The sequence below is a fragment of the Serratia sp. (in: enterobacteria) genome (assembly GCF_052400455.1).
GTDB lineage: Bacteria > Pseudomonadota > Gammaproteobacteria > Enterobacterales > Enterobacteriaceae > Serratia > Serratia ureilytica.
The window spans coordinates 4950925-4976880 of sequence record NZ_CP185812.1 but is presented as its reverse complement, the minus strand read 5'-3'; the positions used below and the strand labels follow the sequence as shown (position 1 = coordinate 4976880).

The 25956-nt window shown below is 60.7% G+C and carries 27 protein-coding genes; 13 read left to right on the top strand and 14 right to left on the bottom strand.

Annotation, left to right across the window (positions count from 1 at the left end):
- The first annotated feature begins 197 nt into the window (after nucleotides 1-197).
- Both kbl and tdh read left to right on the top strand, forming a co-directional pair.
- Nucleotides 198-1394 carry a glycine C-acetyltransferase gene (gene kbl / locus ACORQT_RS23840; protein ID WP_033645197.1) on the top strand — a complete coding sequence of 399 codons (1197 nt, stop codon included), beginning with the start codon at nucleotides 198-200 and terminating at the stop codon, nucleotides 1392-1394.
- 9 nt (nucleotides 1395-1403) lie between these two features.
- Nucleotides 1404-2429 (top strand): L-threonine 3-dehydrogenase, encoded by a 1026-nt coding sequence (tdh, locus tag ACORQT_RS23835; protein WP_164057643.1) that lies wholly within the window; start codon nucleotides 1404-1406, stop codon nucleotides 2427-2429.
- A 41-nt stretch (nucleotides 2430-2470) separates the two neighbouring features.
- On the opposite strand, the gene ACORQT_RS23830 is transcribed toward tdh, so the two are convergent.
- From ACORQT_RS23830 to gpmM, 3 genes are read right to left on the bottom strand one after another with little or no spacing between them, the layout of a single operon-like run.
- Nucleotides 2471-3424 carry a divergent polysaccharide deacetylase family protein gene (locus ACORQT_RS23830; protein ID WP_047025852.1) on the bottom strand — a complete coding sequence of 318 codons (954 nt, stop codon included), beginning with the start codon at nucleotides 3422-3424 and terminating at the stop codon, nucleotides 2471-2473.
- Between the two features lie 2 nt (nucleotides 3425-3426).
- Nucleotides 3427-4761 carry a murein hydrolase activator EnvC gene (gene envC, locus ACORQT_RS23825; protein WP_028128084.1) on the bottom strand — a complete coding sequence of 445 codons (1335 nt, stop codon included), beginning with the start codon at nucleotides 4759-4761 and terminating at the stop codon, nucleotides 3427-3429.
- Nucleotides 4762-4770: 9 nt separating this feature from the next.
- Nucleotides 4771-6315, bottom strand: coding sequence for a 2,3-bisphosphoglycerate-independent phosphoglycerate mutase (gpmM, locus tag ACORQT_RS23820; RefSeq protein ID WP_444859296.1), 1545 nt, complete (start codon nucleotides 6313-6315; stop codon nucleotides 4771-4773).
- A 297-nt stretch (nucleotides 6316-6612) separates the two neighbouring features.
- Between gpmM and ACORQT_RS23815 the strand changes: the two genes are divergently transcribed.
- The 5 genes from ACORQT_RS23815 to cysE all read left to right on the top strand — a co-directional run bounded on the left by ACORQT_RS23815 (nucleotide 6613) and on the right by cysE (nucleotide 9799).
- Nucleotides 6613-7047, top strand: a complete 435-nt coding sequence (locus tag ACORQT_RS23815; protein WP_033645201.1) for a rhodanese-like domain-containing protein — start codon at nucleotides 6613-6615, stop codon at nucleotides 7045-7047.
- A gap of 28 nt (nucleotides 7048-7075) precedes the next feature.
- Nucleotides 7076-7324 carry a glutaredoxin 3 gene (grxC, locus tag ACORQT_RS23810; protein WP_004931142.1) on the top strand — a complete coding sequence of 83 codons (249 nt, stop codon included), beginning with the start codon at nucleotides 7076-7078 and terminating at the stop codon, nucleotides 7322-7324.
- A 57-nt stretch (nucleotides 7325-7381) separates the two neighbouring features.
- A complete protein-coding gene (secB, locus tag ACORQT_RS23805; RefSeq protein ID WP_004931139.1) occupies nucleotides 7382-7852 on the top strand; it encodes a protein-export chaperone SecB in 471 nt (156 codons plus the stop codon).
- Nucleotides 7852-8871: an NAD(P)H-dependent glycerol-3-phosphate dehydrogenase gene (gene gpsA, locus ACORQT_RS23800; protein WP_033645202.1), complete on the top strand. Its 1020-nt coding sequence runs from the start codon at nucleotides 7852-7854 to the stop codon at nucleotides 8869-8871. The genes secB and gpsA overlap by 1 nt, the downstream gene beginning before the upstream one ends.
- Nucleotides 8872-8977: 106 nt before the next feature.
- A complete protein-coding gene (cysE, locus tag ACORQT_RS23795; RefSeq protein WP_025304676.1) occupies nucleotides 8978-9799 on the top strand; it encodes a serine O-acetyltransferase in 822 nt (273 codons plus the stop codon).
- A gap of 61 nt (nucleotides 9800-9860) precedes the next feature.
- On the opposite strand, the gene ACORQT_RS23790 is transcribed toward cysE, so the two are convergent.
- The 5 genes from ACORQT_RS23790 to cpxR form a co-directional block, all read right to left on the bottom strand.
- Nucleotides 9861-10532, bottom strand: coding sequence for a DUF3313 domain-containing protein (locus ACORQT_RS23790; RefSeq protein WP_033645203.1), 672 nt, complete (start codon nucleotides 10530-10532; stop codon nucleotides 9861-9863).
- Nucleotides 10533-10636: 104 nt separating this feature from the next.
- Nucleotides 10637-11410: a CHAD domain-containing protein gene (locus tag ACORQT_RS23785; protein ID WP_164057644.1), complete on the bottom strand. Its 774-nt coding sequence runs from the start codon at nucleotides 11408-11410 to the stop codon at nucleotides 10637-10639.
- Between the two features lie 61 nt (nucleotides 11411-11471).
- On the bottom strand, nucleotides 11472-11945 hold the full coding sequence (trmL, locus tag ACORQT_RS23780) for a tRNA (uridine(34)/cytosine(34)/5-carboxymethylaminomethyluridine(34)-2'-O)-methyltransferase TrmL (protein ID WP_129993677.1): 474 nt from the start codon (nucleotides 11943-11945) through the stop codon (nucleotides 11472-11474).
- A gap of 43 nt (nucleotides 11946-11988) precedes the next feature.
- Nucleotides 11989-13383 (bottom strand): envelope stress sensor histidine kinase CpxA, encoded by a 1395-nt coding sequence (gene cpxA / locus ACORQT_RS23775; protein WP_015379421.1) that lies wholly within the window; start codon nucleotides 13381-13383, stop codon nucleotides 11989-11991.
- Nucleotides 13380-14078, bottom strand: a complete 699-nt coding sequence (gene cpxR, locus ACORQT_RS23770; protein WP_004931124.1) for an envelope stress response regulator transcription factor CpxR — start codon at nucleotides 14076-14078, stop codon at nucleotides 13380-13382. The genes cpxA and cpxR overlap by 4 nt, the downstream gene beginning before the upstream one ends.
- Nucleotides 14079-14226: 148 nt before the next feature.
- On the opposite strand from cpxR, the gene cpxP reads away from it, so the two are divergent.
- The 4 genes from cpxP (at nucleotide 14227) to ACORQT_RS23750 (ending at nucleotide 18107) form a co-directional block, all read left to right on the top strand.
- Nucleotides 14227-14706: a cell-envelope stress modulator CpxP gene (gene cpxP, locus ACORQT_RS23765; RefSeq protein ID WP_004931122.1), complete on the top strand. Its 480-nt coding sequence runs from the start codon at nucleotides 14227-14229 to the stop codon at nucleotides 14704-14706.
- Nucleotides 14707-14837: 131 nt separating this feature from the next.
- Nucleotides 14838-15740 carry a CDF family cation-efflux transporter FieF gene (gene fieF / locus ACORQT_RS23760; RefSeq protein WP_033631333.1) on the top strand — a complete coding sequence of 301 codons (903 nt, stop codon included), beginning with the start codon at nucleotides 14838-14840 and terminating at the stop codon, nucleotides 15738-15740.
- A 231-nt stretch (nucleotides 15741-15971) separates the two neighbouring features.
- Nucleotides 15972-16934: a 6-phosphofructokinase gene (gene pfkA / locus ACORQT_RS23755; protein ID WP_004931116.1), complete on the top strand. Its 963-nt coding sequence runs from the start codon at nucleotides 15972-15974 to the stop codon at nucleotides 16932-16934.
- Nucleotides 16935-17117: 183 nt separating this feature from the next.
- On the top strand, nucleotides 17118-18107 hold the full coding sequence (locus tag ACORQT_RS23750) for a sulfate ABC transporter substrate-binding protein (protein WP_033645235.1): 990 nt from the start codon (nucleotides 17118-17120) through the stop codon (nucleotides 18105-18107).
- 65 nt (nucleotides 18108-18172) lie between these two features.
- Here the strand turns inward: ACORQT_RS23750 and tpiA are convergent, their stop codons facing one another.
- Complete coding sequence (gene tpiA, locus ACORQT_RS23745; protein WP_004931113.1) at nucleotides 18173-18940, bottom strand: triose-phosphate isomerase; 768 nt, start codon at nucleotides 18938-18940, stop codon at nucleotides 18173-18175.
- A 127-nt stretch (nucleotides 18941-19067) separates the two neighbouring features.
- Nucleotides 19068-19652 carry a DUF1454 family protein gene (locus tag ACORQT_RS23740; RefSeq protein WP_033645207.1) on the bottom strand — a complete coding sequence of 195 codons (585 nt, stop codon included), beginning with the start codon at nucleotides 19650-19652 and terminating at the stop codon, nucleotides 19068-19070.
- Nucleotides 19653-19851: 199 nt separating this feature from the next.
- Here ACORQT_RS23740 and ACORQT_RS23735 point away from each other — a divergent pair, with 199 nt between their 5' ends.
- On the top strand, nucleotides 19852-20271 hold the full coding sequence (locus ACORQT_RS23735) for a DUF805 domain-containing protein (protein WP_016929710.1): 420 nt from the start codon (nucleotides 19852-19854) through the stop codon (nucleotides 20269-20271).
- Between the two features lie 11 nt (nucleotides 20272-20282).
- Here ACORQT_RS23735 and fpr read toward each other — a convergent pair whose 3' ends face one another.
- Nucleotides 20283-21029, bottom strand: a complete 747-nt coding sequence (gene fpr / locus ACORQT_RS23730) for a ferredoxin--NADP(+) reductase (RefSeq protein ID WP_089192410.1) — start codon at nucleotides 21027-21029, stop codon at nucleotides 20283-20285.
- A 3-nt stretch (nucleotides 21030-21032) separates the two neighbouring features.
- Complete coding sequence (locus ACORQT_RS23725; RefSeq protein ID WP_033631328.1) at nucleotides 21033-21644, bottom strand: helix-turn-helix transcriptional regulator; 612 nt, start codon at nucleotides 21642-21644, stop codon at nucleotides 21033-21035.
- Nucleotides 21645-21942: 298 nt separating this feature from the next.
- Between ACORQT_RS23725 and emrD the strand changes: the two genes are divergently transcribed.
- Complete coding sequence (gene emrD, locus ACORQT_RS23720; RefSeq protein WP_042785565.1) at nucleotides 21943-23127, top strand: multidrug efflux MFS transporter EmrD; 1185 nt, start codon at nucleotides 21943-21945, stop codon at nucleotides 23125-23127.
- Nucleotides 23128-23322: 195 nt separating this feature from the next.
- On the opposite strand, the gene glpX is transcribed toward emrD, so the two are convergent.
- Both glpX and glpK read right to left on the bottom strand, forming a co-directional pair.
- The gene (gene glpX, locus ACORQT_RS23715) at nucleotides 23323-24333 is read right to left on the bottom strand and encodes a class II fructose-bisphosphatase (protein WP_164057645.1); all 1011 of its coding nucleotides are present in this window, start codon (nucleotides 24331-24333) and stop codon (nucleotides 23323-23325) included.
- Between the two features lie 130 nt (nucleotides 24334-24463).
- Nucleotides 24464-25951 (bottom strand): glycerol kinase GlpK, encoded by a 1488-nt coding sequence (gene glpK / locus ACORQT_RS23710; protein ID WP_042785563.1) that lies wholly within the window; start codon nucleotides 25949-25951, stop codon nucleotides 24464-24466.
- Nucleotides 25952-25956: the final 5 nt, after the last annotated feature.

The following is a 25956-nucleotide window of genomic DNA, read 5'->3' as shown; positions in this document are numbered from 1 at the left end:
CGCTCAATGGCGGTTATCATAGCATTTCATGCCGCGGCAAACAGCGGAAGGGCTCCGAATATCCCGCATTGCCATTGAAGTCCGCCGTTTGCCGTGATATCTGCTGCAATTTTAATATTCTCTCCCGCGCATTCTCGTCAGTTTGGTTACAAATCAGTAAAATATGCCGCAATTAGCCCAATCCTGGAGATAACCGAATGTCAGCGTCTTTTTATCAGCAGTTGGAACAACAGCTTGCCGCCACGCGCAGTGAAGGGCTGTTCAAGGAAGAACGCATCATTACCTCCGCGCAACAGGCGGACATCGCCGTCGCCGACGGCAGCCATGTGATCAACTTCTGCGCCAATAACTACCTGGGCCTGGCCAACCATCCGGCGCTGATCGCCGCCGCCAAATCGGGGATGGACAGCCACGGTTTCGGCATGGCGTCGGTGCGCTTCATCTGCGGCACCCAGGACAGCCACAAGCAGCTCGAACAGAAACTGGCGGCCTTTTTAGGCATGGAAGACGCGATCCTGTACTCCTCTTGCTTCGACGCCAACGGCGGGCTGTTCGAAACCCTGCTCGGCCCGGAAGACGCCATTATCTCCGATGCGTTGAACCATGCGTCGATCATCGACGGCGTGCGGCTGTGCAAGGCCAAGCGCTATCGCTACGCCAATAACGACATGGCCGAGCTGGCCGCGCAGCTGAAACAGGCCAAAGCCGACGGCGCGCGCCACATTCTGATCGCCACCGACGGCGTGTTCTCGATGGACGGCGTGATCGCCAACCTGAAAGGGGTTTGCGATCTGGCGGACGAGTATCAGGCGCTGGTGATGGTGGATGACTCCCACGCGGTGGGCTTTGTCGGCGCCAACGGGCGCGGCACCCATGAATACTGCGAAGTGATGGGCCGCGTCGATATCATTACCGGTACGTTAGGTAAGGCGCTGGGCGGCGCGTCCGGCGGCTACACCGCCGCCAAGAAAGAAGTGGTGGAGTGGCTGCGCCAGCGTTCGCGCCCGTACCTGTTCTCCAACTCGCTGGCGCCGGCGATCGTCGCCGCGTCGATCAAAGTGCTGGAACTGTTGGAAGAGGGCGATGCGTTGCGCGATCGCCTGTGGGCCAACGCGCGTCTGTTCCGCGAAAAAATGACCGCCGCCGGCTTCACCCTGGCCGGCGCCGATCACGCCATCATCCCGGTCATGCTGGGGGAGGCGAAGCTGGCGCAGGAATTCGCCAATGCGTTGCTCAAGGAAGGCATCTATGTGACCGGTTTCTTCTATCCGGTGGTGCCGAAAGGCCAGGCGCGCATCCGCACCCAGATGTCCGCCGACCACACCCCGGAGCAAATCGAACGCGCAGTGGCGGCGTTTACACGTATCGGTAAGGATCTTGGCGTTATTGCATAAGGTAAAACCATGAAAGCACTGTCAAAACTGAAAGCGGAAGAAGGGATTTGGATGACCGACGTGCCTCAGCCGGAGCTGGGCCACAACGACATCATGATCAAAATCCGCAAAACCGCGATCTGCGGCACCGATGTGCATATCTACAACTGGGACGAGTGGTCGCAAAAAACCATTCCGGTTCCGATGGTGGTCGGCCATGAATACGTGGGCGAAGTGGTGGCGATCGGTCAGGAAGTCAAAGGCTTCAGCATCGGCGATCGCGTGTCCGGCGAAGGCCACATCACCTGCGGCCACTGCCGCAACTGCCGCGGCGGTCGCACGCACCTGTGCCGCAACACCATCGGCGTGGGCGTGAACCGTCCGGGCAGCTTCGCGGAATATCTGGTGATCCCGGCGTTCAACGCCTTCAAGATCCCGGATAACATCTCCGACGAACTGGCTTCGATCTTCGATCCGTTCGGCAACGCGGTGCATACTGCGCTGTCGTTCGATCTGGTCGGGGAAGACGTGCTGGTGTCCGGCGCCGGTCCGATCGGCATCATGGCGGCGGCGGTGTGCAAACACGTCGGCGCCCGTCATGTGGTGATCACCGACGTTAACGAATACCGTCTGGAACTGGCGCGCAAGATGGGCGTGACCCGCGCGGTGAACGTCAGCAAGGAAAACCTCAACGACGTGATGGCCGAGCTGGGCATGACCGAAGGATTCGACGTCGGTCTGGAAATGTCCGGCGCGCCGCCGGCGTTCCGCACGCTGCTGAACGCCATGAACCACGGCGGGCGCATCGCTATGCTGGGCATTCCGCCTTCGGATATGTCGATCGACTGGAACCAGGTGATTTTCAAAGGGCTGTTTATCAAAGGGATTTACGGCCGCGAAATGTTTGAGACCTGGTACAAAATGGCGGCGCTGATCCAGTCCGGTCTGGATTTGACCCCGATCATCACCCACCGTTTCTCGATCGACGAGTTCCAGCAGGGCTTCGACGCCATGCGCTCCGGCCAGTCGGGCAAAGTGGTGCTGAGCTGGGATTGATCTCGGCAGGCGTGAAAAGGGCCGGAATTCCGGCCCTTTTTTTATGCTTGCGGTTTGGTTTGCGTCCAGTGCTGCCAATGACGCTTGATGAAGGTCACCGGCGGCGAGGTGGCAATGCTGTCGGCGATAACGCCAAGCGCGGTGCCGGCGTTGGTTTTTTCCTTCGGCGGTTTGACCTTGCACTGTTTGATGCCGCCGCTGAACGGGTTCTTCGGCTGCGGTTTTTGCGGTTTGACCGGCGGCGGGACGTAGCTGCCGCCACCGTTGCCCTGCGGTTCGTTCAGCAGCGCGCTCGGTTTGACCAGCACGATATCGGCGGGCAGCGACGGCAGCATCTGCTGCAGCACTTTCACCGTCGCCGGGCGCGGGTGGCCGATGGCGATGGCGGAACCGTTGCGCCGCGCCAATTCAACCGCGCGGTTGAACTGACGGCGGATATCGGCTTCGTTCGCGGTATCGTCGAGGAACACCTTGCGTTTGATCACCTTCACGCCGGTGCCGGCCGCGGCACGGGTCGCCTGGCTGTTGCCGATGGTCATGCTGTCGAGGAAGTACAGACGGTAGCTTTCGAGCGCCTGCATCACTTTCTGCATGCCCGGCAGGCTGGAAGTCATGGCGCTGCCCATGTGGTTGTTCATGCCGACCGCGTAAGGCACGTTGTTCACCGCGTTGCGGATGATGCGCTGGATCTCGTCGCTGCTCATGGCGGGCTGCAGGGTATCGCGCTCCAGCGGCTGCTTGCTGAGCGGCGCCATCGGCATGTGGATCAGCACTTCGCGGCCCTGGCTGTGGGCGCGGGTGGCCATCAGGCGGGCGTGCGGCGCGTTGGGCAAGACTGCGACCGAGATCGCCGTCGGCATTTGCAGCACCGCATTTTCTTCGTGGGGGCGGTAGCCCACGTCATCGATGACGATGGAGAGTTTTCCTGCCTGCGCAGCGTAAGCCTGCAGCAGACAGCCCATTAACAGAGCTGTACGGGTTTTGACATAGCGCAAATCTATCTTCCCAACCACGGCAGTGGGTTAACCGCCTGTCCCTGACGACGGATTTCGAAATAGAGCGACGGCGTTCCCTGGCCGCCGCTGGTGCCGACCAGAGCGATCGGCTGGCCGGCGCGCACCTGCGCCCCGACGTTGACCAACGCGCTTTGGTTATAGCCGTACACGCTCATGTCGCCTTTACCGTGTTCGACCACCACCATCAGGCCATAGCCTTGCAGCCAGTCGGCCAACAGCACGCGGCCATCGGCGACGGCTTTCACTTCGCTGCCTTCGCGGGCTTCGATCACCATGCCTTTCCAGCGTAGCTCGCCCTGCTGCTGCTCGCCAAAGCCGTGCAGCGTGCGGCCGCGCACCGGCCACATCAGCTGGCCGGCCGGACGGCCGAGGCCGCCGGTTCGCGCCATCAGCGAGCGATCGGCTTCGCTAGGTTTGTAGGTGGTGCCGGTTTTCTTCGCCTGCTGTTCCTTGATGCGCACCTGTTCGCGCACCTTGGCCGCTTCACGCGCTTCGCGTTCGGCGCGCGCACGGGCTTCGCGCTCCGCCCGGGCGATCTTGTCGCGCATGCGGGCTTCGTTTTGGCGCAGTTCCACCAGGCGTTGTTGGTCTTTTTCCAGCGAGGCTTCCAGCGCGGTCAGCGTTTTCTTGCGGGCGCCGCGCGCCTGCTCCAGCTTCTGCTGCTGCGTCTGTTGTTCGCTCAGTAAGGATTTTTGCTGGCCCTGTTTGGCCACCAGCGTGGTTTTTTGCTTCGCCAGCTCGGCGCGGGTCTGTTTCAGCTCTTCGATGGTTTTCTGGCGCGCTTCGTTCAGATAACCGAAATAGGCCAGAATACGTTCGCTGCGCTGGCTTTCTTCACCGCTGAGGATCAGCTGCACGGCGCTGTGCTGCCCTTGCCGGAAGGCGGCGTCAAGCTGTTTGGCGAGGAGGTTTTGCTGGGTCGATTGCTGCTTTTGCAGCTTGGCGATCGAGGCGTTCAGGCCGGAAATGTCCTTGCCCAACTGGGTGAGCGTGCCCTGGGTGTCGCGCAACTGGCGGCTGGCCTGGGCGATGGTTTTTTCCTGCTGCCGCAGCTGATCCTGCAGCGAGCTGCGCTGCTGTTGCTGCTGCTTCACCGCTTTTTCTTTCTCGGCGATGCTCTGCTGAATGTCTTTCAGCTGGGATTTATTGTCTTCCGCCGCCTGGCCGGCGAGCGGCAACAGCAAGACGCCAGCGCAAAATACGCTGGCGCACATGGCGGTGAACGTCCTTGGCGCGGTGCGTTCAGGCAGCGGCCGGCTGCCTGCGTTTGCGCTTCGGGTTACCCTTGATAGTGCAAAAAACGCCTTCTCCCTCATGGAGAAGGATTATTCCACGATGAACAGCGGCTTACCAGTCATCTCTTGCGGGATTTCCATTCCCATGAGCGTTAACAGGGTTGGCGCGATGTCCGAAAGCTTGCCGCCTTCGACCGCCTGCGCCGGTTTGCCGACGTAAATCAGCGGCACCGGCAGGCTGGTGTGGGCGGTATGCGCCTGGCCGGTGGCCGGATCGCGCATCTGCTCGGCGTTGCCGTGATCGGCGGTGATCAGCAACTGACCGTCGACGTCGCGCACCGCGTCAACCACCTGGGCGATGCAGGCGTCCAGCGTTTCCACCGCTTTGACCGCCGCTTCATACACGCCGGTATGCCCCACCATGTCGCCGTGCGGGTAGTTGCAGATAATGGCGTCGTATTTGCCGCTGCGGATGGCGGTCAACAGTTTGTCGGTCAGTTCGGCGGCGCTCATCTCAGGCTGCAGATCGTAGGTGGCGACCTTCGGCGAATTGACCAGCACGCGGTCTTCCCCTTTGAACGGCGCTTCCACGCCGCCGTTATAGAAGAAGGTGACGTGGGCGTATTTTTCGGTTTCCGAGATGCGCAGCTGGGTTTTGTCGTGCTTCATCAGCCATTCGCCGAAGGTGTTGGCCAGCGACGCCGGCGGATAGGCGCAGGCGGTGTCGATGTCGGCGGCGTACTCGGTCAGCATCACGAAATCGCCGAACTGCACCTGTTTGGCGCGTGGGAAACCGTCGAAATCCGCGTTCACGAAGGCGCGGGTGATCTGGCGCGCGCGGTCAGCGCGGAAGTTCATGAAGATCAACGCATCGCCGTCCTGCATCGCGGCATCGGCCTCGCCGGCGGCGCGAATGACGGTCGGTTTGACGAACTCGTCGTTTTCACCGCGCTGGTAGGCGGCCTGCAAACCGGCTACCGCATCGTCGGCCACGTAGTCGCCTTTGGCCGCGGTCAGCAGGTCATAGGCCAGCTGCACGCGATCCCAACGGTTGTCGCGATCCATGGCGTAGTAGCGCCCAATGAGTGAAGCGATGCGCCCGACGCCCAGCGTGGCGAAGGCCTCGCGGCAGCGCTGCAACGGGGCTTCGGCGCTGCGCGGCGGCGTGTCGCGTCCGTCGAGGAAGGCATGCAGATAGACGGCTTTGGCGCCGCGCCGGGCGGCCAGTTTAATCATGGCCAGGATGTGCTCGTCGTGGCTGTGCACGCCGCCCGGCGACAGCAGGCCCATGATATGCACCGCTTTGCCGGCCGCCACGGCCTTATCGACGGCGGCGGTCAGGACCGGATTGGCGAAGAAGTCGCCGTCGGCGATCGCTTTGTCCAGCCGGGTCAGATCCTGGTATACGATGCGCCCGGCGCCCAGGTTGACGTGGCCGACTTCGGAGTTGCCCATTTGGCCGTCGGGCAGGCCGACATCCAGCCCTGAAGCGGCGATCAGCGTATGCGGCTGCTCCCGCCACAGGCGATCCATCACCGGGGTGCCGGCGTTCAGGATCGCGTTGTCCTGCCGCTCTTCACGGTGGCCGTAACCGTCCAGGATCACCAGTACCATCGGTTTTTTGTTGCTCGACATTGCATTGACCTCTTATGAACTTTTTAAGCTGCGAATAGCCATGCGCCCGCCGGAAGCATGGCTGTTCGCCCTCGAAAAACCGGCTGATTTTACACCGCCGCCGGCGATAAATAGCCCAAAGAGATCAAGGTTGCGGCGAATCGCGCGGGCTTTTATGCTCTGACCTCGGGAATTTCTCAGCGCAGCCCGCAGTTTCTACAATCGCGCTTGCTTATTGGCTGTATTTGCCGCACTCGGCAGGTATACTCTGGAACCTTGACTTATTTATCCCTTAACTGACGGGAGTTGTTACACCCCATGCTGCAAGAAATTATGCCATTCGTAAGCAGACACCCTATTCTGAGCCTGGCTTGGATCGCTCTGCTGGTCGCCGTGATCGTCATGACCTTCAAAAGCCGTTTCTCCAAGGTCAAAGAGATCGCTCGCGGTGAAGCTATCCGCCTGATCAACAAAGAAGATGCCGTGGTGGTTGACACCCGCAGCCGCGACGATTTTCGCCGTGGTCACCTGGCCAGCGCCATCAACCTGACCGCCAGCGAAATCAAAAGCGGCAGCCTGGGCGAGCTGGAAAAACACAAAGCGCAGCCGATCATCGTCGTGTGCGCCAACGGCACCGCCTCCCGCGAACCGGCGGAGAACCTGAGCAAGGCCGGTTTTGAAAAGGTGACGATGCTGAAAGACGGCATCGCCGGCTGGAGCGGAGAAAACCTGCCGCTGGTGCGCGGCAAGTAATCGTTAAACCTATTTGAGGTGGCAATCCATGGCTAACATTGATATCTACACCAAAGCGACTTGCCCGTTCTGCCATCGCGCCAAGGCGCTGTTGAACAGCAAGGGCGCGGCGTTTAACGAGATCGCCATCGATGGCGATAACGCCAAGCGCGAAGTGATGATCGAGCGCAGCGGGCGCACCACCGTGCCGCAGATTTTCATCGACGGCCGGCATATCGGCGGCTGTGATGATTTATATGAACTCGATGCTCGCGGCGGCCTGGATCCGCTGCTTTAAGCAGCTTGCCGGTTCACCGAGTGTCAATAAGGACGTTTAACCAAGGGTATTACTCACATGTCAGAACAAAACAGCACTGAAATGGCTTTCCAGATCCAACGTATTTATACCAAGGACATCTCCTTCGAAGCGCCGAACGCGCCGCAGGTTTTCCAGCAGGAATGGCAGCCGGAAGTTAAACTTGATCTGGATACCGCGTCCAGCCAACTGGCTGACGAAGTGTATGAAGTGGTACTGCGCGTAACCGTGACGGCGACCCTGGGCGAAGAGACGGCGTTCCTGTGCGAAGTGCAACAGGCGGGCATCTTCTCGGTAGCAGGCATCGAAGGCACGCAGCTGGCGCATTGCCTGGGCGCATACTGCCCGAACATCTTGTTCCCGTATGCGCGCGAGTGCATCACCAGCCTGGTTTCCCGCGGCACATTCCCGCAGCTGAACCTGGCACCGGTCAACTTTGACGCGCTGTTCATGAACTATCTGCAGCAGCAGGCGGAAGGCGAAGGTGCCGCACCACATCAGGATGCCTGATGAACACCGTCAATGCTTCAATGACTGTCATCGGTGCCGGCTCGTACGGCACCGCATTGGCCATCACGCTGGCGCGTAACGGCCACACCGTGGTGTTGTGGGGGCATAACCCCGCGCAAATTCAAACGTTGCAGCGCGATCGCTGCAATCAGGCGTTTCTGCCCGACGTTCCTTTCCCCGATACCCTGCTGCTTGAAGCCGATTTGGCGCGTGCGCTGGCTGCCAGCCGCGACGTGCTGGTGGTGGTGCCGAGCCATGTGTTCGGCGACGTGTTGCGCCAGCTGAAGCCGCATCTGCGCCCTGACGCCCGCATCGTGTGGGCCACCAAGGGGCTGGAGGCCGAAACCGGCCGGTTGCTGCAGGACGTGGCGCGTGAGGCGTTGGGCGAGGCGATCCCGCTGGCGGTGCTCTCCGGGCCGACGTTCGCCAAAGAGCTGGCCGCCGGCCTGCCGACGGCGATTGCGCTGGCGGCGACCGATGCGCAGTTCGCCGACGATCTGCAACAGCTGCTGCACTGCGGCAAGAGCTTCCGCGTCTACAGCAATCCCGACTTCATTGGCGTTCAGCTTGGCGGCGCGGTGAAGAACGTGATCGCCATCGGCGCCGGCATGTCCGACGGCATCGGTTTCGGCGCCAACGCCCGCACCGCGTTGATTACGCGCGGGCTGGCGGAAATGAGCCGTCTGGGTTCTGCGCTGGGCGCCGACCCTTCGACGTTCATGGGCATGGCGGGGCTGGGGGATCTGGTGCTAACCTGCACGGACAACCAGTCGCGTAACCGCCGCTTCGGCATTATGCTGGGGCAGGGCAAAGGCGTGCAGGAAGCGCAGGACAGCATCGGTCAGGTGGTCGAGGGCTATCGCAATACCAAAGAGGTGTTGGCGTTGGCGCAGCGGCACGGCGTGGAAATGCCGATCACCGAACAGATCTATCAGGTGCTTTACTGCCACAAGGACGCCCGCGAAGCGGCGCTGAGCCTGCTGGGGCGAGCCCGAAAGGACGAAAAACCCAGCGCGTGACATAAAACGATATGTCGGGGCAGCGGAATGCTGACCCCGCAAATGACCTGGGCCGCTCCGCGCCACCGTGTGAAGCGGCCCGTTTGGCAAGGCAAAGGGGTATGTGATGTCGTCAGAAGAGTTGGAACAGGTCTGGAACAGCATTAAATCAGAAGCGCGAGCACTGGCTGATTGTGAACCGATGCTGGCCAGCTTTTTCCATGCGACGTTGCTCAAGCATGAGAACCTGGGCAGCGCGCTCAGCTATATGTTGGCCAACAAGCTGGCGACGCCGATCATGCCCGCCATCGCGGTGCGCGAGGTGGTGGAAGAGGCCTACAAGTCCGACAATCAGATGATCGTTTCGGCGGCGCGCGATATTCTCGCGGTGCGGCTGCGCGACCCGGCGGTCGATAAATACTCCACGCCGCTGCTTTACCTGAAAGGGTTCCACGCGCTGCAGGCTTACCGCATCGGCCACTGGCTGTGGCAGCAAGGGCGGCAAGCGCTGGCGATCTACCTGCAAAATCAAATTTCCGTCGCCTTCGGCGTAGACATCCACCCGGCGGCGACCATCGGCTGCGGCATCATGCTCGACCACGCCACCGGCATCGTGATTGGTGAAACGGCGGTGGTGGAAAACAACGTCTCTATTCTGCAGTCGGTCACCCTGGGCGGTACCGGTAAAACCAGCGGCGACCGTCACCCGAAAATTCGCGAAGGGGTGATGATTGGCGCCGGCGCCAAAATTCTCGGCAATATCGAAGTGGGCAAGGGCGCCAAGATTGGCGCGGGCTCGGTGGTCTTGCAGGCGGTGCCGCCGCACACCACCGCCGCCGGCGTACCGGCGCGCATCGTCGGGCGCCCGGAGAGCGATACGCCGTCGATGGATATGGATCAATACTTCAACGGCACCAACCACGGATTCGAGTACGGCGACGGCATCTAAGCCGTGCCTGCGGGTCCATTCAGGGGGAGCTTCGGCTCCCCCTGTGTTTTTCAAGCGGCGGTCAGCCCTGTTTCGGGAACTGGGTGATATCGGTAACGATATCGTCGATCGCCGCCTTGACGTCATCCGCCGTGACCGGCGTGCTGTCGTTGTTGACGGTTTTACCGTAGGCCTTGCGCACCACTTCCATCACCGTTTTACCGGTATCCTGGTCGATCAACTCGCCTTCGATATACAGCGCGGTATTTTGCGTCCGGTGCCCGGTAGCCGCCATGGTGCTGGCAACCACCGCAGCGACCGGCACCACCTCATAGAACTTCATGTCTTCGTTTTCGGCCGAAACGGCGGTGATGGCGAGTTTGGCCACCAGCACGCGCGAGCCCGCCGGGCTTGGCAGAATGGTAAAGCGGTTCTGCAGCGCGGTTTTGATCCGCTGGGTCGCGTAGGCCTTAATCTTGTTCAACGTGTCCTGGCTCACGCGCGCCGTGGGTTTCTCCGCCGGGAAATAGACCACCGGTTGGAAATAGATGCCGCGATAGTTGGATTCCTTGTAGCTCGGATCTACCCAGCGCAGCGTTTTATGACCGCTGGGCGAGGTGGTTTCCTGCAGTTTGCTGTAATCGGACAAGAAGCCCGAATATTGCGACGTTTGGGTGACTTTGGACGAACAGCCCGCCAGCAACAGGCCCGCTGCCAGAACGGCCATGGCAACGCTCAAGCGTTGTTTTTTCATGTGGTTTCCTATGATGAGTGGTGATTACCCTTACAAAACATAGCGCATTATCTGCGGCGTAGCGGGCATTTTCGGGGCCGGGCGTGCCCTGTCGCGGCCTTTTTTCAGGATCGTGATGCGCCGCCGGTTTTTGTCGCCAGCGCCGGTGATAAGGCGGCGAGTGAGGCATCCGCTCTGGCCCGCGTCAGGCGTAGCTCGGCTTGCCACTGTGGCAACAATGGCCAGAGATCCGCCTGATGTTCGGCTTGCAGGCACCAAACCTCCCGGTCGTGCCAATCACCGAGGGCATTTTGCGCCGCTTTCAGGCTCGCCATCGCTGCGGGAGAAAGGGGAAGGCGTTGCGGGTAGGCTTCGGCCGCGTAACGCAGGCGTTTAACCAGCAGCCGCAGACGGTGGCGATCGTAGCCGGTATCAGCCAACGCCCGGCGTAATTGCCGCTGCTGGCGCTGCAGGCGTCGGTTTACACGGTGTTTGGCGGCGCGTTGCGCGGTGCGGCGAAAGCGGTGCGGCCAGGCGTGCAATAGCGAAGGGAAGCTGATGAGCTGCGGGTTGGCGAGCAGTTGGCGGCAGCGGGCCTGAAAATCGTTCTGGCGCACGTTGGCCTGCCAATCCAGGTGATGGTGCGCCAGTTCGGCGATCAGCACCTCGAGATCGCGCAGCGGCGTCGTGAGCCTGCCCAACTGGGCGGCGGCCCGATCGAGCCGCGTTGCGCCGGGGCAACCGTGCAACGGGCGCAGCAGGCTGCGGATACGGCGCAGACTGACGCGCAAATCGTGCAGCGCTTCGCTGTCCGGCGCCTGTTGCAGCCGCTGTAGCGCCTCGTTCAGCGCCGACTCGAGCCGGCGAAGCGGGGTGACAATATCCTCGACGAAAGCCATGTGCCGTTCCTGGAGAGAGCATCGCAACGATGCCTCCTTCAGTATGGCGCGTCGTTGCGGATTACGCCTTGATCAGCGCGCCGGCATAGTCCAGCTGCCGCCAGGCTTCATAAACCACCACCGCGACGGCATTCGACAGGTTCATGCTGCGGCTTTGCGCCTGCATCGGGATGCGGATTTTTTGCTGCGCGGGCAGCGCATCGAGGATGTCGGCGGGCAACCCGCGCGTTTCCGGGCCGAACAGCAGGTAGTCGCCGGCCTGAAAGCTGACGGCGCTGTGCGCCGGCGTGCCTTTGGTCGTGAGAGCAAACAGCCGTTGCGGATCCTCGGCGGCGAGAAAAGCGGCGTAGTCGGCATGACGGTGGACGCGGGTGAACTCATGGTAATCCAGCCCGGCGCGGCGCAGACGCTTGTCGTCCCACGGAAAACCCAGCGGTTCGATCAGATGCAGATTAAAGCCGGTATTGGCGCACAGGCGGATGATATTGCCGGTATTGGGTGGAATCTCGGGTTCAAATAAAACGATGTTCAGCATGTTGCAGGCCCCTCGTGAACGAGGGGCGCAGGATAGCAAACTCTTACTGTTCTGTCTTAGACGATAGGCGTTGATGATGCAGCGGCAGCCACAGCACCAGCCGCAGACCGCCAAGCGGGCTGTCTTCGGCCTTCACCCAGCCGCGATGCTGATTGACCGCCGCCTCGACGATCGCCAGACCAAGGCCGGTGCCGCCGGACTCACGGTCGCGCGCCTCATCGGTGCGGTAGAACGGGCGGAAAATCTGCTCGCGATCTTCGGCGCTGACGCCGGGGCCGTCGTCGTCAACCTGGATGGTCACGCCCTGATTGTCGGCGCTGAACGCCACGGCGATGCGGGTGTGCGAATAACGCAGGGCGTTGCGCACGATGTTTTCCAACGCGCTGTCCAGCGCGCTCGCGTTGCCGAACAGCGTCCACGGACCGGGCGGCGCAGCGATCTCCAGCTGCTTGCCCATCTGTTCCGCTTCGAAACGGGCGTTGTCCAGCACGTCGGCCCACAGTTCGTTGGCCTTCAGCTGCTCGCGCGCCAGCTCGCCCTTCTGCTGCCCGCGCGACAGCGCCAGCAGATCGTTGATCATCGAATCCAGCCGCTGCGCTTCGGTTTCGATGCGCGCCAGTTCGTGGCCTTCGCCGTGGCGGCGGCGCATCAGCGCGGTGGCCAACTGCAGGCGAGTCAGCGGCGTGCGCAGCTCGTGCGAGATGTCCGAGATCAGCCGCTGCTGCGCGTTCATCATGCGCTCCAGCGCGCTGACCATTTGGTTGAAGCTGGCGCCGGTAGCCAGGAACTCCTGCGGACCGGCCTCCAGCTCCGGATGCTGCTTCAGGTTGCCGCGCGCCACGTCATCGGCGGCGTTCTTCAGCTTGCGCGCCGGCTTCGCCAGGCTCCAGGCCAGCCACAGCAGCAGCGGGGCGCTGATCAGCATGGTGACGATCAGCAGCAGCAGCGGCCGGTCGAACATCAGGTTGATGAAATCGGATTGCGGGCTGTTGGCGGGACGGATCAGGTACAGCTGGTAGTTGTCTTCGCCGTCGCGCACCGCGAACGGCCCGACCAGCTCGACGCGGCCGTATTTTTTCTTCTTCGGATGATCCGAGTTATCGGATTGGCCGATGAAGTTGCGGACGATCTGCATTTCGTTGCGCTGCGCGCCGATCACCCGACCTTCGCTGGTGACCAGCAGCAGGCGTTGGCCCGGCGGCGCCCATTTGTCGATGGCGCGGAACAAGCGGCGCCACCACATCAGATCGTTGGCCGGATCGTTTTGCAGCTCGGCCTCGACGTGCTGTTCCAGCATCAACCCCTGCCGCTGCTCGCTGTCGAGCAGCGAGGTCATTTGGCGGGAGTCGAGCTTGGGCACCATCAGCACCAGCATTAGCACCAGGGCTAACGTGAACCAGAAAATGGCGAAGATGCGTGCCGTCAAACTGTTGATCATGTTGCAGATACCATCAAATAACCACGCCCGCGCAGGGTTTTGAACCACGGATGCCCGTCTTTGCGATCCGGCAGCTTACGCCGCAGGTTGGAGATGTGCATGTCGATGGCGCGATCGAACGGAGTCAGGCGTTTACCCAGCACTTCCTGGCTCAGCAGTTCGCGCGACACCACCTGGCCGAGATGCTGCGCCAGCAGATACAGCAGGGTGAACTCGGTGCCGGTCAGATCCAGCACCTGGCCGTCGAAGCTGGCCTCCTGGCGGCCGGGGTTCAGCTGCAGGCCATCGACATCCAGCGTCGGGGCGCCGCTGTCGACCTGCTGCTGCTGTTCGCTCCAGTTGGAACGGCGCAGAATGGCGCGAATGCGCGCGACCAGCTCGCGATCGTTGAAGGGTTTCGGCAGGTAATCATCGGCGCCCAGCTCCAGGCCCAGCACGCGGTCCAGCTCGCTGCCGCGCGCGGTCAGCATGATGACCGGCGTTTGGTGATGTTGGCGCAGTTCTTTCAGCGTATCGATGCCGTTTTTCTTCGGCATCATGATGTCGAGCAGCAGCAGATCGACGGAGCTGTCCAGCAGCGACAACGCCTGCTCGCCATCGTGCGCGACGACGATATTAAAACCTTCCATTTCAAGCAGTTCTTTTAACAGCGAGGTCAACTCGCGGTCGTCGTCAACTAACAGAATCTTGTTCATTATGATTTACCTCCAGACGCAAAATACGTCATCAACTGTTGCCATTCCATGACTTTACGTAGTTTTACATGCACTGACGCAGGTTTTCAGGTGTGGCGGTACACTGCTCCTCGTTGATTCGCAAAGTGAGAAAGCTTGAGGAGTTGAAATGCGTAAGGTGACCGCATTAGTTATGGCATCACTGCTGGCAATTGGTTCGACCGCTGCCTTCGCTGCCGACACTATACCGGACACAGCCCAACCTCCCGGCAACGACGCGATGACCCGAATACCCGGCCAGCACCATATGTTCGACGGTGTCAGCCTCAGCGAACAGCAGCGCCAGCAAATGCGCGATTTGATGCGCCAGGCCCGGCACGATCTGCCTGGTGTCAATGTAGCTGAAATGGAAGCCATGCATAAACTGGTGACCGCAGAGAAATTTGACGAAGCCGCCGTGTACGCCCAGGCGGAAAAGATGGCCCAACAGCAGGTCAAGCGCCAGGTCGAAATGGCCCGGGTGCGCAACCAAATGTATAACCTGCTGACGCCAGAGCAAAAAAGTGTTTTAGACCAGAAACATCAGCAGCGCATGCAGCAGATGGAGCAACAAATTTCTGGTTTGCAGCAAGCTTCTGCCCAGAAGTGAAGTACGACTGAGTAGTCCCCTGTTTTTCCTTGCCATAGACACCATCCCTGTCTTCCCCGCCATGATGGCGGGGTTTTTTTTATCCGACATTTCGCTATATTGAGCGCCACACCTTTTGGCCGGGGCCCCTTATGGAACAGCGCTATGCTCGCCTGGTAAAGTCCGCCGCGTTGGCCGCAACCGCGCTGGCGTCGTCGCTGCTGTTGATTAAAATCGTCGCCTGGTACCACACCGGTTCGGTCAGCCTGTTGGCGGCGCTGGTGGATTCGTTGGTCGATATCGCCGCCTCGCTGACCAACCTTCTGGTGGTGCGCTATTCGCTGCAGCCGGCCGATGCCGAGCACACCTTCGGCCACGGCAAAGCGGAATCGCTGGCGGCGCTGGCGCAGAGCATGTTTATTTCCGGCTCCGCCCTGTTTTTGTTCCTCACCGGCTTCCAGCACCTGTATGCGCCGCAAACGCTGCGCGATCCCGGCGTCGGGGTCGTGGTGACGGTGATCGCGTTGGTCAGCACGCTGATTCTGGTCACCTATCAACGCTGGGTGGTCAGAAAAACGCGCAGTCAGGCCGTACGCGCAGATATGCTGCATTATCAGTCAGATGTCATGATGAATGGTGCTATTCTTATCGCTCTTGGGCTAAGCTGGTACGGCTTCCAACGGGCGGATGCGTTGTTCGCTCTGGGCATCGGCGTTTACATCCTCTATAGCGCGTTGCGCATGGGCTATGAAGCGGTGCAGTCGCTGTTGGATCGGGCGTTGCCGGATGACGAGCGCCAGGCGATTATCGCCGTGGTTTCCTCCTGGCCCGGCGTGAAAGGCGCACACGATCTGCGCACGCGTCAGTCGGGGCCGACGCGTTTCATCCAGCTGCATCTGGAGATGGAGGACACGCTGCCGCTGCGCGAGGCGCACCGGTTGGCCGATCAGGTGGAACAAGCCCTGCGGCAACGTTTTGCGGGGGCGGACGTCATCATTCACCTGGATCCGTGCTCCGTGGTGCCGCCGGGTAGGCAGGGGCATTGGGAGCTATAATCATATAGAGGCATAGCGCAACGTATTATCATGAATATCTGAGTTAGCTCAGCGTGCCATGCGGTGTTTTAACCGTTATATTGCGTGACTTGAATCAATTCAGCTGGGTGTTTTTGATATAATATCCAGCAATAAGCCGTAAAGCTGGTTTTCTGCAGCCGGAGAGGTTTCAAGACGATCGGCGGAGACAGAATTCTTAAGAAATTGCATCTACACAGTTCAGAGGTAGTCATGATCAAGAAAATCGGTGTACTGACGAGCGGCGGTGATTCGCCGGGTATGAACGCTGCAATCCGCGGCGTTGTGCGTTCTGCGCTTTCAGAAGGTCTGGAAGTTTTTGGTATTTACGATGGCTACCTTGGCTTGTACGAAGATCGCATGGAGCAGCTGGACCGCTATAGCGTGTCCGACATGATCAATCGCGGCGGCACCTTCCTCGGCTCTGCCCGCTTCCCGGAATTCAGGGATGAAAACGTGCGCGCCAAGGCGATTGAAAACCTGAAGAATCGCGGTATCGACGCGCTGGTGGTGATCGGCGGCGACGGTTCCTACATGGGCGCCAAACGCCTCACGGAAGAAGGCTTCCCGTGCATCGGCCTGCCAGGCACCATCGATAACGATGTCGCCGGTACCGACTACACCATCGGTTACTTCACCGCGCTGGAAACCGTGGTGGAAGCGATCGACCGCCTGCGCGATACCTCCTCGTCGCACCAGCGCATCTCTATCGTGGAAGTGATGGGCCGTTACTGCGGCGATCTGACGCTGGCGGCGGCGATTGCCGGCGGCTGCGAATTCATCGTGCTGCCTGAAATCGAATTCAATCGCGAAGATCTGGTGTGCGAAATCAAGGCCGGTATCGCCAAAGGCAAAAAGCACGCCATCGTGGCGATCACCGAGCACATCTGCGATATCGATGAGCTGGCGCGCCACATCGAGCAGGAAACCAAGCGTGAAACCCGCGCCACCGTGCTGGGGCACATTCAACGCGGCGGTTCACCGGTCGCCTATGACCGCATCCTGGCCTCACGCATGGGCGCCTACGCCATCGAACTGCTGCTGCAGGGTTACGGCGGCCGCTGCGTCGGTATCCAGAACGAAAAAATGGTGCATCACGACATCATCGACGCGATCGAAAACATGAAGCGTCCGTTCAAGGGCGACTGGCTGGAAACGGCGAAAAAGCTGTACTGATTCGCCGCTCATCGCGCGCTGAAAGCCTCCGCTTGCGGGGGCTTTTTTATGCTCGCCGGCGACATATTCCAGAATCATCTATCCCAAACTTTTTTATTCTTTAATTGCCGGGAAAGTTTCTGGCAGGCTCTGATGCTAAATCAACCGATTGAGGTTGCGTTAATTTTCTGGGAGAGCCTGTCGATGCGTAAATGGGGTGTAGGTCTGACATTGGTGCTGTTGGCGTCCGGTGCCATGGCGAAGGATATTCAGTTGCTGAACGTGTCATACGATCCGACGCGTGAGTTCTATCAGGCTTACAACACGGCATTCAGCAAGCATTACCAGGCGGAAACCGGCGACAAGGTGACGGTGCGTCAGTCGCACGGCGGCTCCGGCAAACAGGCGACCTCGGTGATCAACGGCATCGAGGCCGACGTGGTGACGCTGGCGTTGGCCTATGACGTCGACGCTATCGCCGAACGCGGGCGCATTGAGAAAGACTGGATAAAACGCCTGCCGGACAACTCGGCGCCTTACACGTCGACCATCGTCTTCCTGGTGCGCAAAGGCAACCCAAAACAAATTCATGACTGGCCTGACTTGATCAAGCCGGGCGTGTCGGTGATCACCCCGAATCCGAAAACCTCCGGCGGCGCCCGCTGGAACTACCTCGCCGCCTGGGGCTACGCGTTGCATCACAACAACAATGATAAGGCCAAGGCGCAGGCGTTCGTCAAAGACCTGTACAAGAACGTAGAAGTGCTGGATTCCGGCGCGCGCGGCTCGACCAACACCTTCGTTGAGCGCGGCATCGGCGACGTGCTGATCGCCTGGGAAAACGAAGCGCTGCTGGCGGAGAAAGAGCTGGGCAAAGACAAGTTCGAGATAATCACCCCGAGCGAATCGATTCTGGCCGAACCGACGGTGTCGGTGGTGGATAAGGTGGTCGATAAACGCGGCACCCGCGACGTGGCGACCGCCTACCTGAAGTATCTGTATTCGCCGGAAGGGCAGACTATCGCGGCGCAGCACTATTATCGCCCGCGCGATGCGGCGGTGGCGGCCAAGTTCGCCGGCCAGTTCCCGCAGCTGAAGCTGTTCACCGTGGATGACACCTTCGGCGGTTGGACCGAAGCGCAGAAGGTGCATTTCGCCACCGGCGGCGTCTTCGACGAGATAAGCAAACGCTGATCCCGTTCGAGCGGCAATAAAAAACCCCGGCAAGCCGGGGTTTTTTTATGACAAGCCTAAGACAATCAGGCTTTTTTCGCTGCGGCAGCGGCCTTGACGATCACGGCGAAAGCGTCGGCTTTCAGCGAGGCGCCGCCCACCAGCGCGCCGTCGATGTCCGGCTGGGAGAACAGCTCTGCGGCGTTCTTGTCGTTCACCGAACCGCCGTACTGGATGATGATTTCAGCGGCGACCGCGGCATCGTGTTTGGCGATGTGATCGCGGATAAATTTGTGCACGGCCTGCGCTTGCGCAGGGGTGGCGGATTTGCCGGTACCGATGGCCCAGACCGGCTCATAGGCGATCACGGTGCCTTTCATCGCCGGTGCGCCCAGCGTTTTCAGTACGGCGTCGATCTGGCGCGCGCACACTTCTTCGGTTTTTCCCGCTGCGTTTTCTGCTTCGGTTTCACCGATGCACAGCACCGGAATCAGACCGGCTTCTTTCAGCACGGCGAATTTCTCGGCGATCACTTCGTCGCTTTCTTTGTGGTAGGTGCGACGCTCGGAGTGGCCGATGATGATGTACTGAGCACCGACGTCTTTCAGCATGTTGGCGGAAACTTCACCGGTGAAGGCGCCGGACAGGTTAACGTCCACGTTCTGCGCGCCCAGCGCGATGCGGCTGCCGGCCAGCGCGTGCTTGGCCTGATCCAGATACATCACCGGCGGGGCGATGGCGACGCCACAGCCGTCAACGCTGCTCAGCTCATTGCGCAGACCGGCGATCAGTTCGTTGACCATGTGGGTGCTGCCGTTAAGCTTCCAGTTACCCATAACTAATGGATGACGCATGTTTTTTCCTCCAACTAGGGAACGCGAGAGTCGAAATGACAACTGCCGGACCGGCAGTTTACCTGCCCAACAGTATAGAGATCATTAAGCGCGAAGGCTTTGCTTTTCGTCATTAAATGCCGCGCCGTTACGGCTCGGAAAGCGCCAGCTTAATCGGTTCAACCGCGAAGGTGACCCCTTTATCGCCGTTGTCCGAGACGACATAGCGAATGGCGCCGACCTGCTGTTGGTAAAAACGCGATCCTTTGCCTTTTTCCAGCAGGCTGTTCACCTTGTTCTGACTCTGTTCCACCGTCAGCGCCGGTTCGAACTGACGCATCAGCGCCGCCATGTAGTTGATGGCGATGGCGCGCGCGGCTTTTTCTTCATTGGCCTGCTGCAGCGGCAGATGTGTGATCTGCAACGTTTTGATTTTACCGGTACCTTTCTCCAGTGCGGTGGAGGCGTACAGGTTTTCGTTGAGTTTACTGGCGGCGCGCGTCAGCAGCGGCGAATCGTCTTCGGCGGCGGGAATGGCGCGGAATTCGCCAATCGGCAGCTTCGGGTTATCGCGGTTGTACTTTTCACGGAATTTAATCACCGTCAGGTCGAACGTCGGCGCGCCGGCCAGCAGGTAAGGCGCGGTCGGTTTCGCTTCGGCGGCGGGCGGTTCGGCCCAGGCGCTGGCGGCGGCCTGCAGCAGGCAGGCGATGGCGAGGGTTTTTCTCAGCATGGCGTATGGCATCAAGGACAAAGATGGCTCCGATTAAAGCGATAACCCGCAGGCCTTGTCAAAGATCCCACGCCATTATCGGTTCGCTGACGAGAAAGCTGTGCGGCGCGCCGCGTTATGCGAGGCGGAAAACTCGGCCCGGCAGCGCCTATGTTACACTGCGGCGCAGAATATGGGCAGGCTTAGAGCGCAGGAATCGATGACGTTACAACAGTGGTGTTTTTCTTTTAAGGGCCGCATCGGGCGGCGCGACTTCTGGATCTGGATGGGGCTGTGGCTGGTGCTGATGGCGGCGGCGTTTACGCTGGCCAACTATCAACTGATCGCCATCCAATCCATCGCTTTCTTTATCGTGGCGCTGCTGTGGCCGACGGCGGCGGTGCTGGTCAAGCGCCTGCACGATCGCAACAAGGCCGGCTGGTGGGCGCTGCTGCTGATCCTGGCGTGGATGCTGGCGGCGGGGAACTGGCAGATGCTGGCGCCGATCTGGCAATGGGGCGTCGGGCGTTTCATTCCGACGCTGATTATCGTGATGATGATGATCGATTTGGGTGCCTTCGTCGGCACGCCGGGAGACAATCGGTTCGGCCCGGAAGCCGAACCGGTGAAGTTCCGCTGATCCCCGCCGGGTTACCAGTAGTGTTCGCTGGTGATATGGCCCGGCTTGCGGCGCAGGTGCTTGCGCATCTGGCGTTGGTCTTTCAGCGTTTGCTGCGTATCTCGCACCATTTGCGGGTTGCCGCACAGCATCACGTGGCTGGTTTCGGCGTCGATGGTCAAGCCGATCGCCGCTTCCAGTCGGCCGTCCTCGATCAGCGCCGGCACGCGGCCGGTCAGTGAGCCGGGCGTCTCTTCACGGCTGACGACGGTCTGGATGCGCAGCTTGCCGTTGTAGCGTTGCTGCAGTTGCTGCATCAGCGGCAGGTAGCTCAGGTCGCGCGCAAAACGCGCGGCGTGCACCAGCACCAGGTTGTTAAAGCGCTCGAGGCCGGTGCCTTGCTGCAGAATCGATAAATAGGGGCCAATGGCGGTGCCGGTCGCCAGCATCCACAGCGTGTCGCAGTCGGGCACCTCGTCCAGCACGAAGAAGCCGGCGGCTTCTTTGGTCACCATCAGGTCCGATCCCGGCCGCAGCTGATTGAGGCGTGGGCTCAGTTTGCCTTCCGGCACCGTGACCAGATAGAACTCCAGGTTGGCGTCATCGGGGGCATTGACGTAGGAGTAGGCGCGCTGCACCCGTTCACCGTCGATCTCCAGCGCCAGCTTGGCGAATTGCCCGGCGGTGAAAGGATCGATGGGGGCATTGACCACCAGGCTGAACAGCCCGTCGGTCCATTGTTTTACCTGCGTAACCTTGCCGTTTACCCATTCAGCCATACTCTAAAGCTCCCGTGGTCGAATCAAATAAGCACAATGTCGTGAGCCGGAAATGGCGTGCGCGGTGCGCTCTACCCGGTAGTCGTTGCCGAACAGGCGGTGAAACAGCTGCAGCTCGGAATTGCACAGGCTGCTGCAGTTGGAACCGGCCACGCCGATCGGACAGTGGTTTTCCACCAGCAGCGCACCGTGCGGATGATCGAGCAATTCGGCCATGTAACCGTCGTGTTGCCGCAGGCGAACCAGGCGGGTTAGCCGATCCTGATGGCTGCGCTCGGCGGACAGCTCTTCGGCATAGCGCAGATAAAGCTGCTCTTCGCGCGCGATGAGCAACGGTTCCACGCCGGCGCCGCCAAACAGCTGCAGCGCGGATTCCCGCAGTCGCTCCTGATCGTCGGCCGTGTAGGCGTGCCCCCGCTCGGTCAGCGACCAGTAGCGCGTCGGGCGGCCGACCTTGCTGCGCGCTTCTTCGTAACAAACCAGCTCACGTTTTTCCAGGGATTGCAGATGTTGTCGGATGCCCATCGGCGTGATGTCCAGACGCTCCGCCAGCATTTTGGCGGAGTGCGGGCCGAGAGCCTTTAACTGCAATAAAATCAGCTCAGGTGTTTTCATGAACCAAATCCCTATGGTGTTATTTTATTTCAAGTTGATGAAAATAATTATCGATTAAATGCTAAAGCGCAGCTACTGCAAACGCGCTAATTTTTACCCCCAAAGCGTTAGACGTACAGTTTAATTTACGAGCCTGGTCGGGTTTGCTGCCAGTGTGACCTGGATCAATATTTGTCTGAAACTCGCTAAAAAAATCAGATTTGATTAGCTTATGCCGCCATAGAGGGCTGCTCGCCGTTCTGGCTGCTGCAACGGCCATACCGGGACGCTGTGACGAGTTGAAACGTTAACGAAGATAATGAGAAAACTAGAGAACTTTCACCTGCTGGTGATGCTTATCCTGTTGGTCGCCGTCGGTCAGATGGCGCAAACCATTTATGTTCCCGTTATTGCTGACATCGCTCACGATCTGTCGGTGCGCACCGGCGCCGTGCAGCGGGTGATGGCGGCGTATTTGCTGACCTACGGTTTCTCCCAGCTGATTTACGGGCCGATATCGGATCGTATCGGGCGTCGTCCGGTGATCCTGACCGGCATGATGATCTTCCTGGTGGGGGCGCTGGGCGCGCTGCTGTCCACCAACCTGACGATGCTGGTCGCCGCCAGCGCCATCCAGGGCATGGGCACCGGCGTGGCGGGCGTGATGGCGCGCACCATGCCGCGCGATCTGTATGCCGGCACCGCGCTGCGCTATGCCAACAGCCTGCTGAATATGGGGATTTTGGTCAGCCCGCTGTTGGCGCCGGTGATCGGCGGCGCGCTGGCGATGGTGTTCGGCTGGCGAGCCTGTTACGCCTTCCTGCTGGCGCTGTGCGCCTGCGTCGCCTTCGCGATGTTCCGCTGGCTGCCGGAGACCCGTCCGGTCCAGACAGAAAAACGCCGCATGCTGGCCAGTTTCCGCCAGCTGCTGAGCGACAGCACCTTCAGTTGCTATCTGGTGATGCTGATCGGCGCGCTGGCGGGGATTGCGGTATTTGAAGCCAGCTGCGGCGTGTTGATGGGCGGTGTGTTGGGGCTGAGCGGCCTGACCGTCAGCATCCTGTTCATTCTGCCGATCCCGGCGGCGTTTTTCGGCGCCTGGTACGCCGGGCGCGACGGCAAGACCTTCCATACGCTGATGTGGCATTCGGTGCTGAGCTGTCTGCTGGCGGGAGCGATGATGTGGATCCCGGGCTGGTTCGGCGTAATGAACATCTGGACGCTGATCGTGCCGGCTGCATTGTTCTTCTTCGGCGCCGGCATGCTGTTCCCGCTGGCGACCACCGGGGCGATGGAGCCGTTCCCTTACCTGGCCGGCGCGGCGGGCGCGTTGGTGGGCGGCATGCAGAACATGGGCTCCGGTCTGGCGACCTGGCTTTCCGCCATGCTGCCGCAAACCGGGCAGTTCAGCCTCGGCTTGCTGATGTTCGCGATGGCGGTGCTGATCCTGCTGTGCTGGTGGCCGCTGTCCAACCGGATGCAGCATCAGGGACACACCGCATAACGACAGGGCGCCATTCGGCGCCCTCATACCGTTGACAAAGGGGAGAAAAAGCGTGGTTTTTCCCCCCCTTTGCGGGGATCAGCCGAAAATCAATGAATTGATTTTCCTTGTTTTCTATTTGCTGCTCTCTGCCAACCCGGCAAGGGCATGAGGTTTGTCATCAATCATCAGGGCGCCCTTCGGCGCCCTGTTTCGTTACAGCAGAAACTCGTGCAGCGCCGGGTCTTTGCGATCCAGATAGTGGGTTGAACGGATACGGCGAAGGGTGCGCGACTTGCCGCGGATCAGTAACGTTTCGGTCGTGGCCATGTTGCCCTTGCGGCTGATGCCCTCCAGCAAATCGCCCTTGGTGATGCCGGTGGCGGAGAAGATGACGTTGTCGTTGCGCGCCATCTGGTCCAGGCGCAAGACCTGACCGGTCTCGATGCCCATCTCACGGCAGCGCGCCAGCTCCTGTTCGCCGAGGCGGCGGTTCTCGGGGCTGTCGCCTTTCACTTCATGGCGTGGCAGCAAACGCGCCTGCATGTCGCCGTCCAGCGCGCGGATCACCGCGGCGGAGATCACCCCTTCCGGCGCGCCGCCGATGCCGTACATCACATCGACTTCGCTTTCCGGCATGCAGGTGAGAATGGAGGCCGCCACGTCGCCGTCAGGAATGGCGAACACCCGCACGCCCAACTGCTGCATCTGCGCGATGACGCCGTCGTGGCGCGGTTTGGCCAACACGATGACCGTCAGCTGTGACAAGGGTTTGTCCAGCCGCGCGGCGACGTTCCGCAGGTTCTCCGCCAGCGGCAGATTGAGATCGATGGCGCCGCGCGCCGCCGGGCCGACCACCAGCTTCTCCATGTACATGTCCGGCGCGTGCAGGAAGGTGCCGCGATCGCCCACCGCCAAGACCGCCAGCGCGTTGGACTGGCCCATGGCGGTCATGCGGGTGCCTTCGATCGGATCGACCGCGATGTCGACCGCGTCGCCCTGGCCGCTGCCGACCTGCTCGCCGATATACAGCATCGGCGCTTCGTCGATCTCGCCTTCGCCAATCACGATGCGGCCATCGATATCCACCTTGTTGAGCATGATGCGCATGGCGTGGACCGCCGCGCCGTCGGCTGCGTTCTTGTCGCCGCGTCCCAGCCATTTGTAGGCCGCCAGCGCGGCGGCTTCGGTAACGCGGGAAAATTCGATGGCTAATTCACGTTTCATGGCAAACCTGTCTGTGAGAAAGGGAAGAAAATATCGGCAAAGTCTATCACAGCGCGGCGGCGGCGGGGCGGGGCAAAAAAAAAGCGCCGCCCGCAGGCAGCGCAATTTGGGGGTAACGGCAAGGCTGGGTTTAATCGTGATCTTCCCACGCCTGCGCGCGAGCCACCGCTTTTTTCCAGCCGCTGTAGCGGTAGTTGCGTTCGGTGGTTTCGATGCTTGGACGGAATTCACGCTCAATCACCGCTTTGCTCTTCACTTCATCCAGATCGTTCCAGTAGCCGATGGCCAGGCCCGCCAAGAACGCGGCGCCCAACGCCGTCGATTCACGCACTTCAGGGCGCTCTACGCGGGTGCCGAGGATATCGGACTGGAACTGCATCAGGAAGTTGTTGGCGACCGCGCCGCCGTCCACGCGCAGCGATTGCAGGCGGGTGTTGGCGTCGGCCTGCATGGCGTCCAGCACGTCGCGAGTCTGGAAGGCGATGGATTCCAGCGTGGCGCGGATGATGTGGTTGCTGTTGGCACCGCGGGTCAGGCCGAAGATGGCGCCGCGGGCATACGGATCCCAGTAGGGCGCGCCCAGGCCGGTGAAGGCCGGCACCACATAGACGCCGTTGCTGTCTTTCACCTTGGTGGCGAAATATTCGGAGTCGGCGGCGTCGCTGATCAGTTTCAGCTCGTCGCGCAGCCACTGGATAGACGCACCGCCGATGAACACCGCGCCTTCCAGCGCATAGTTCACTTCGCCGCGCGGGCCGCAGGCGATGGTGGTCAGCAAACCGTTTTTCGAGCGCACCGCTTCTTTGCCGGTGTTCATCAGCAGGAAGCAGCCGGTGCCGTAGGTGTTCTTCGCCATGCCCGGTTGAACGCACAGCTGGCCGTACAATGCCGCTTGCTGGTCGCCGGCGATACCGGCGATAGGAATACGCGTGCCGCCCTTGCCGCCGATGTTGGTCTGGCCGTATACCTCGGAGGAAGGACGGACTTTCGGCAGCATGGCGCGCGGAATGTCCAGCACTTCCAGCATGCGTTCGTCCCAGTCCAGCTCGTGGATGTTGAACATCATGGTGCGTGAGGCGTTGGTGTAATCGGTGACGTGTACGCGCCCCTGGGTCATCTTCCACACCAGCCAGGTATCGACGGTGCCGAACAACAGTTCGCCGCGTTTGGCGCGCTCGCGGGCGCCTTCGACGTTGTCCAGGATCCATTTCACCTTGGTGCCGGAGAAGTAGGGGTCAACCACCAGGCCGGTGTTGTGACGGATGTACTCTTCCAGGCCGTCGCGCTTGAGCTTCTCGCAGATGTCGGCGGTGCGGCGGCACTGCCAGACGATGGCGTTGTAGACAGGCTTGCCGGTCTCTTTTTCCCAGACGATGGTGGTTTCGCGCTGGTTAGTGATACCGATGCCGGCGATCTGATCGGAATTGATGTCGGCCTTCGCCAGCACTTCTACCAGCGTCGAGCTTTGCGACGCCCAGATCTCCATCGGGTCGTGCTCAACCCAGCCGGCCTTTGGATAGATCTGCGGGAATTCGCGTTGCGATACCGCAACGATGTTGGCGTCGTGATCGAGCACGACGGCGCGTGAGCTGGTGGTCCCTTGGTCGAGTGCGACAATGTATT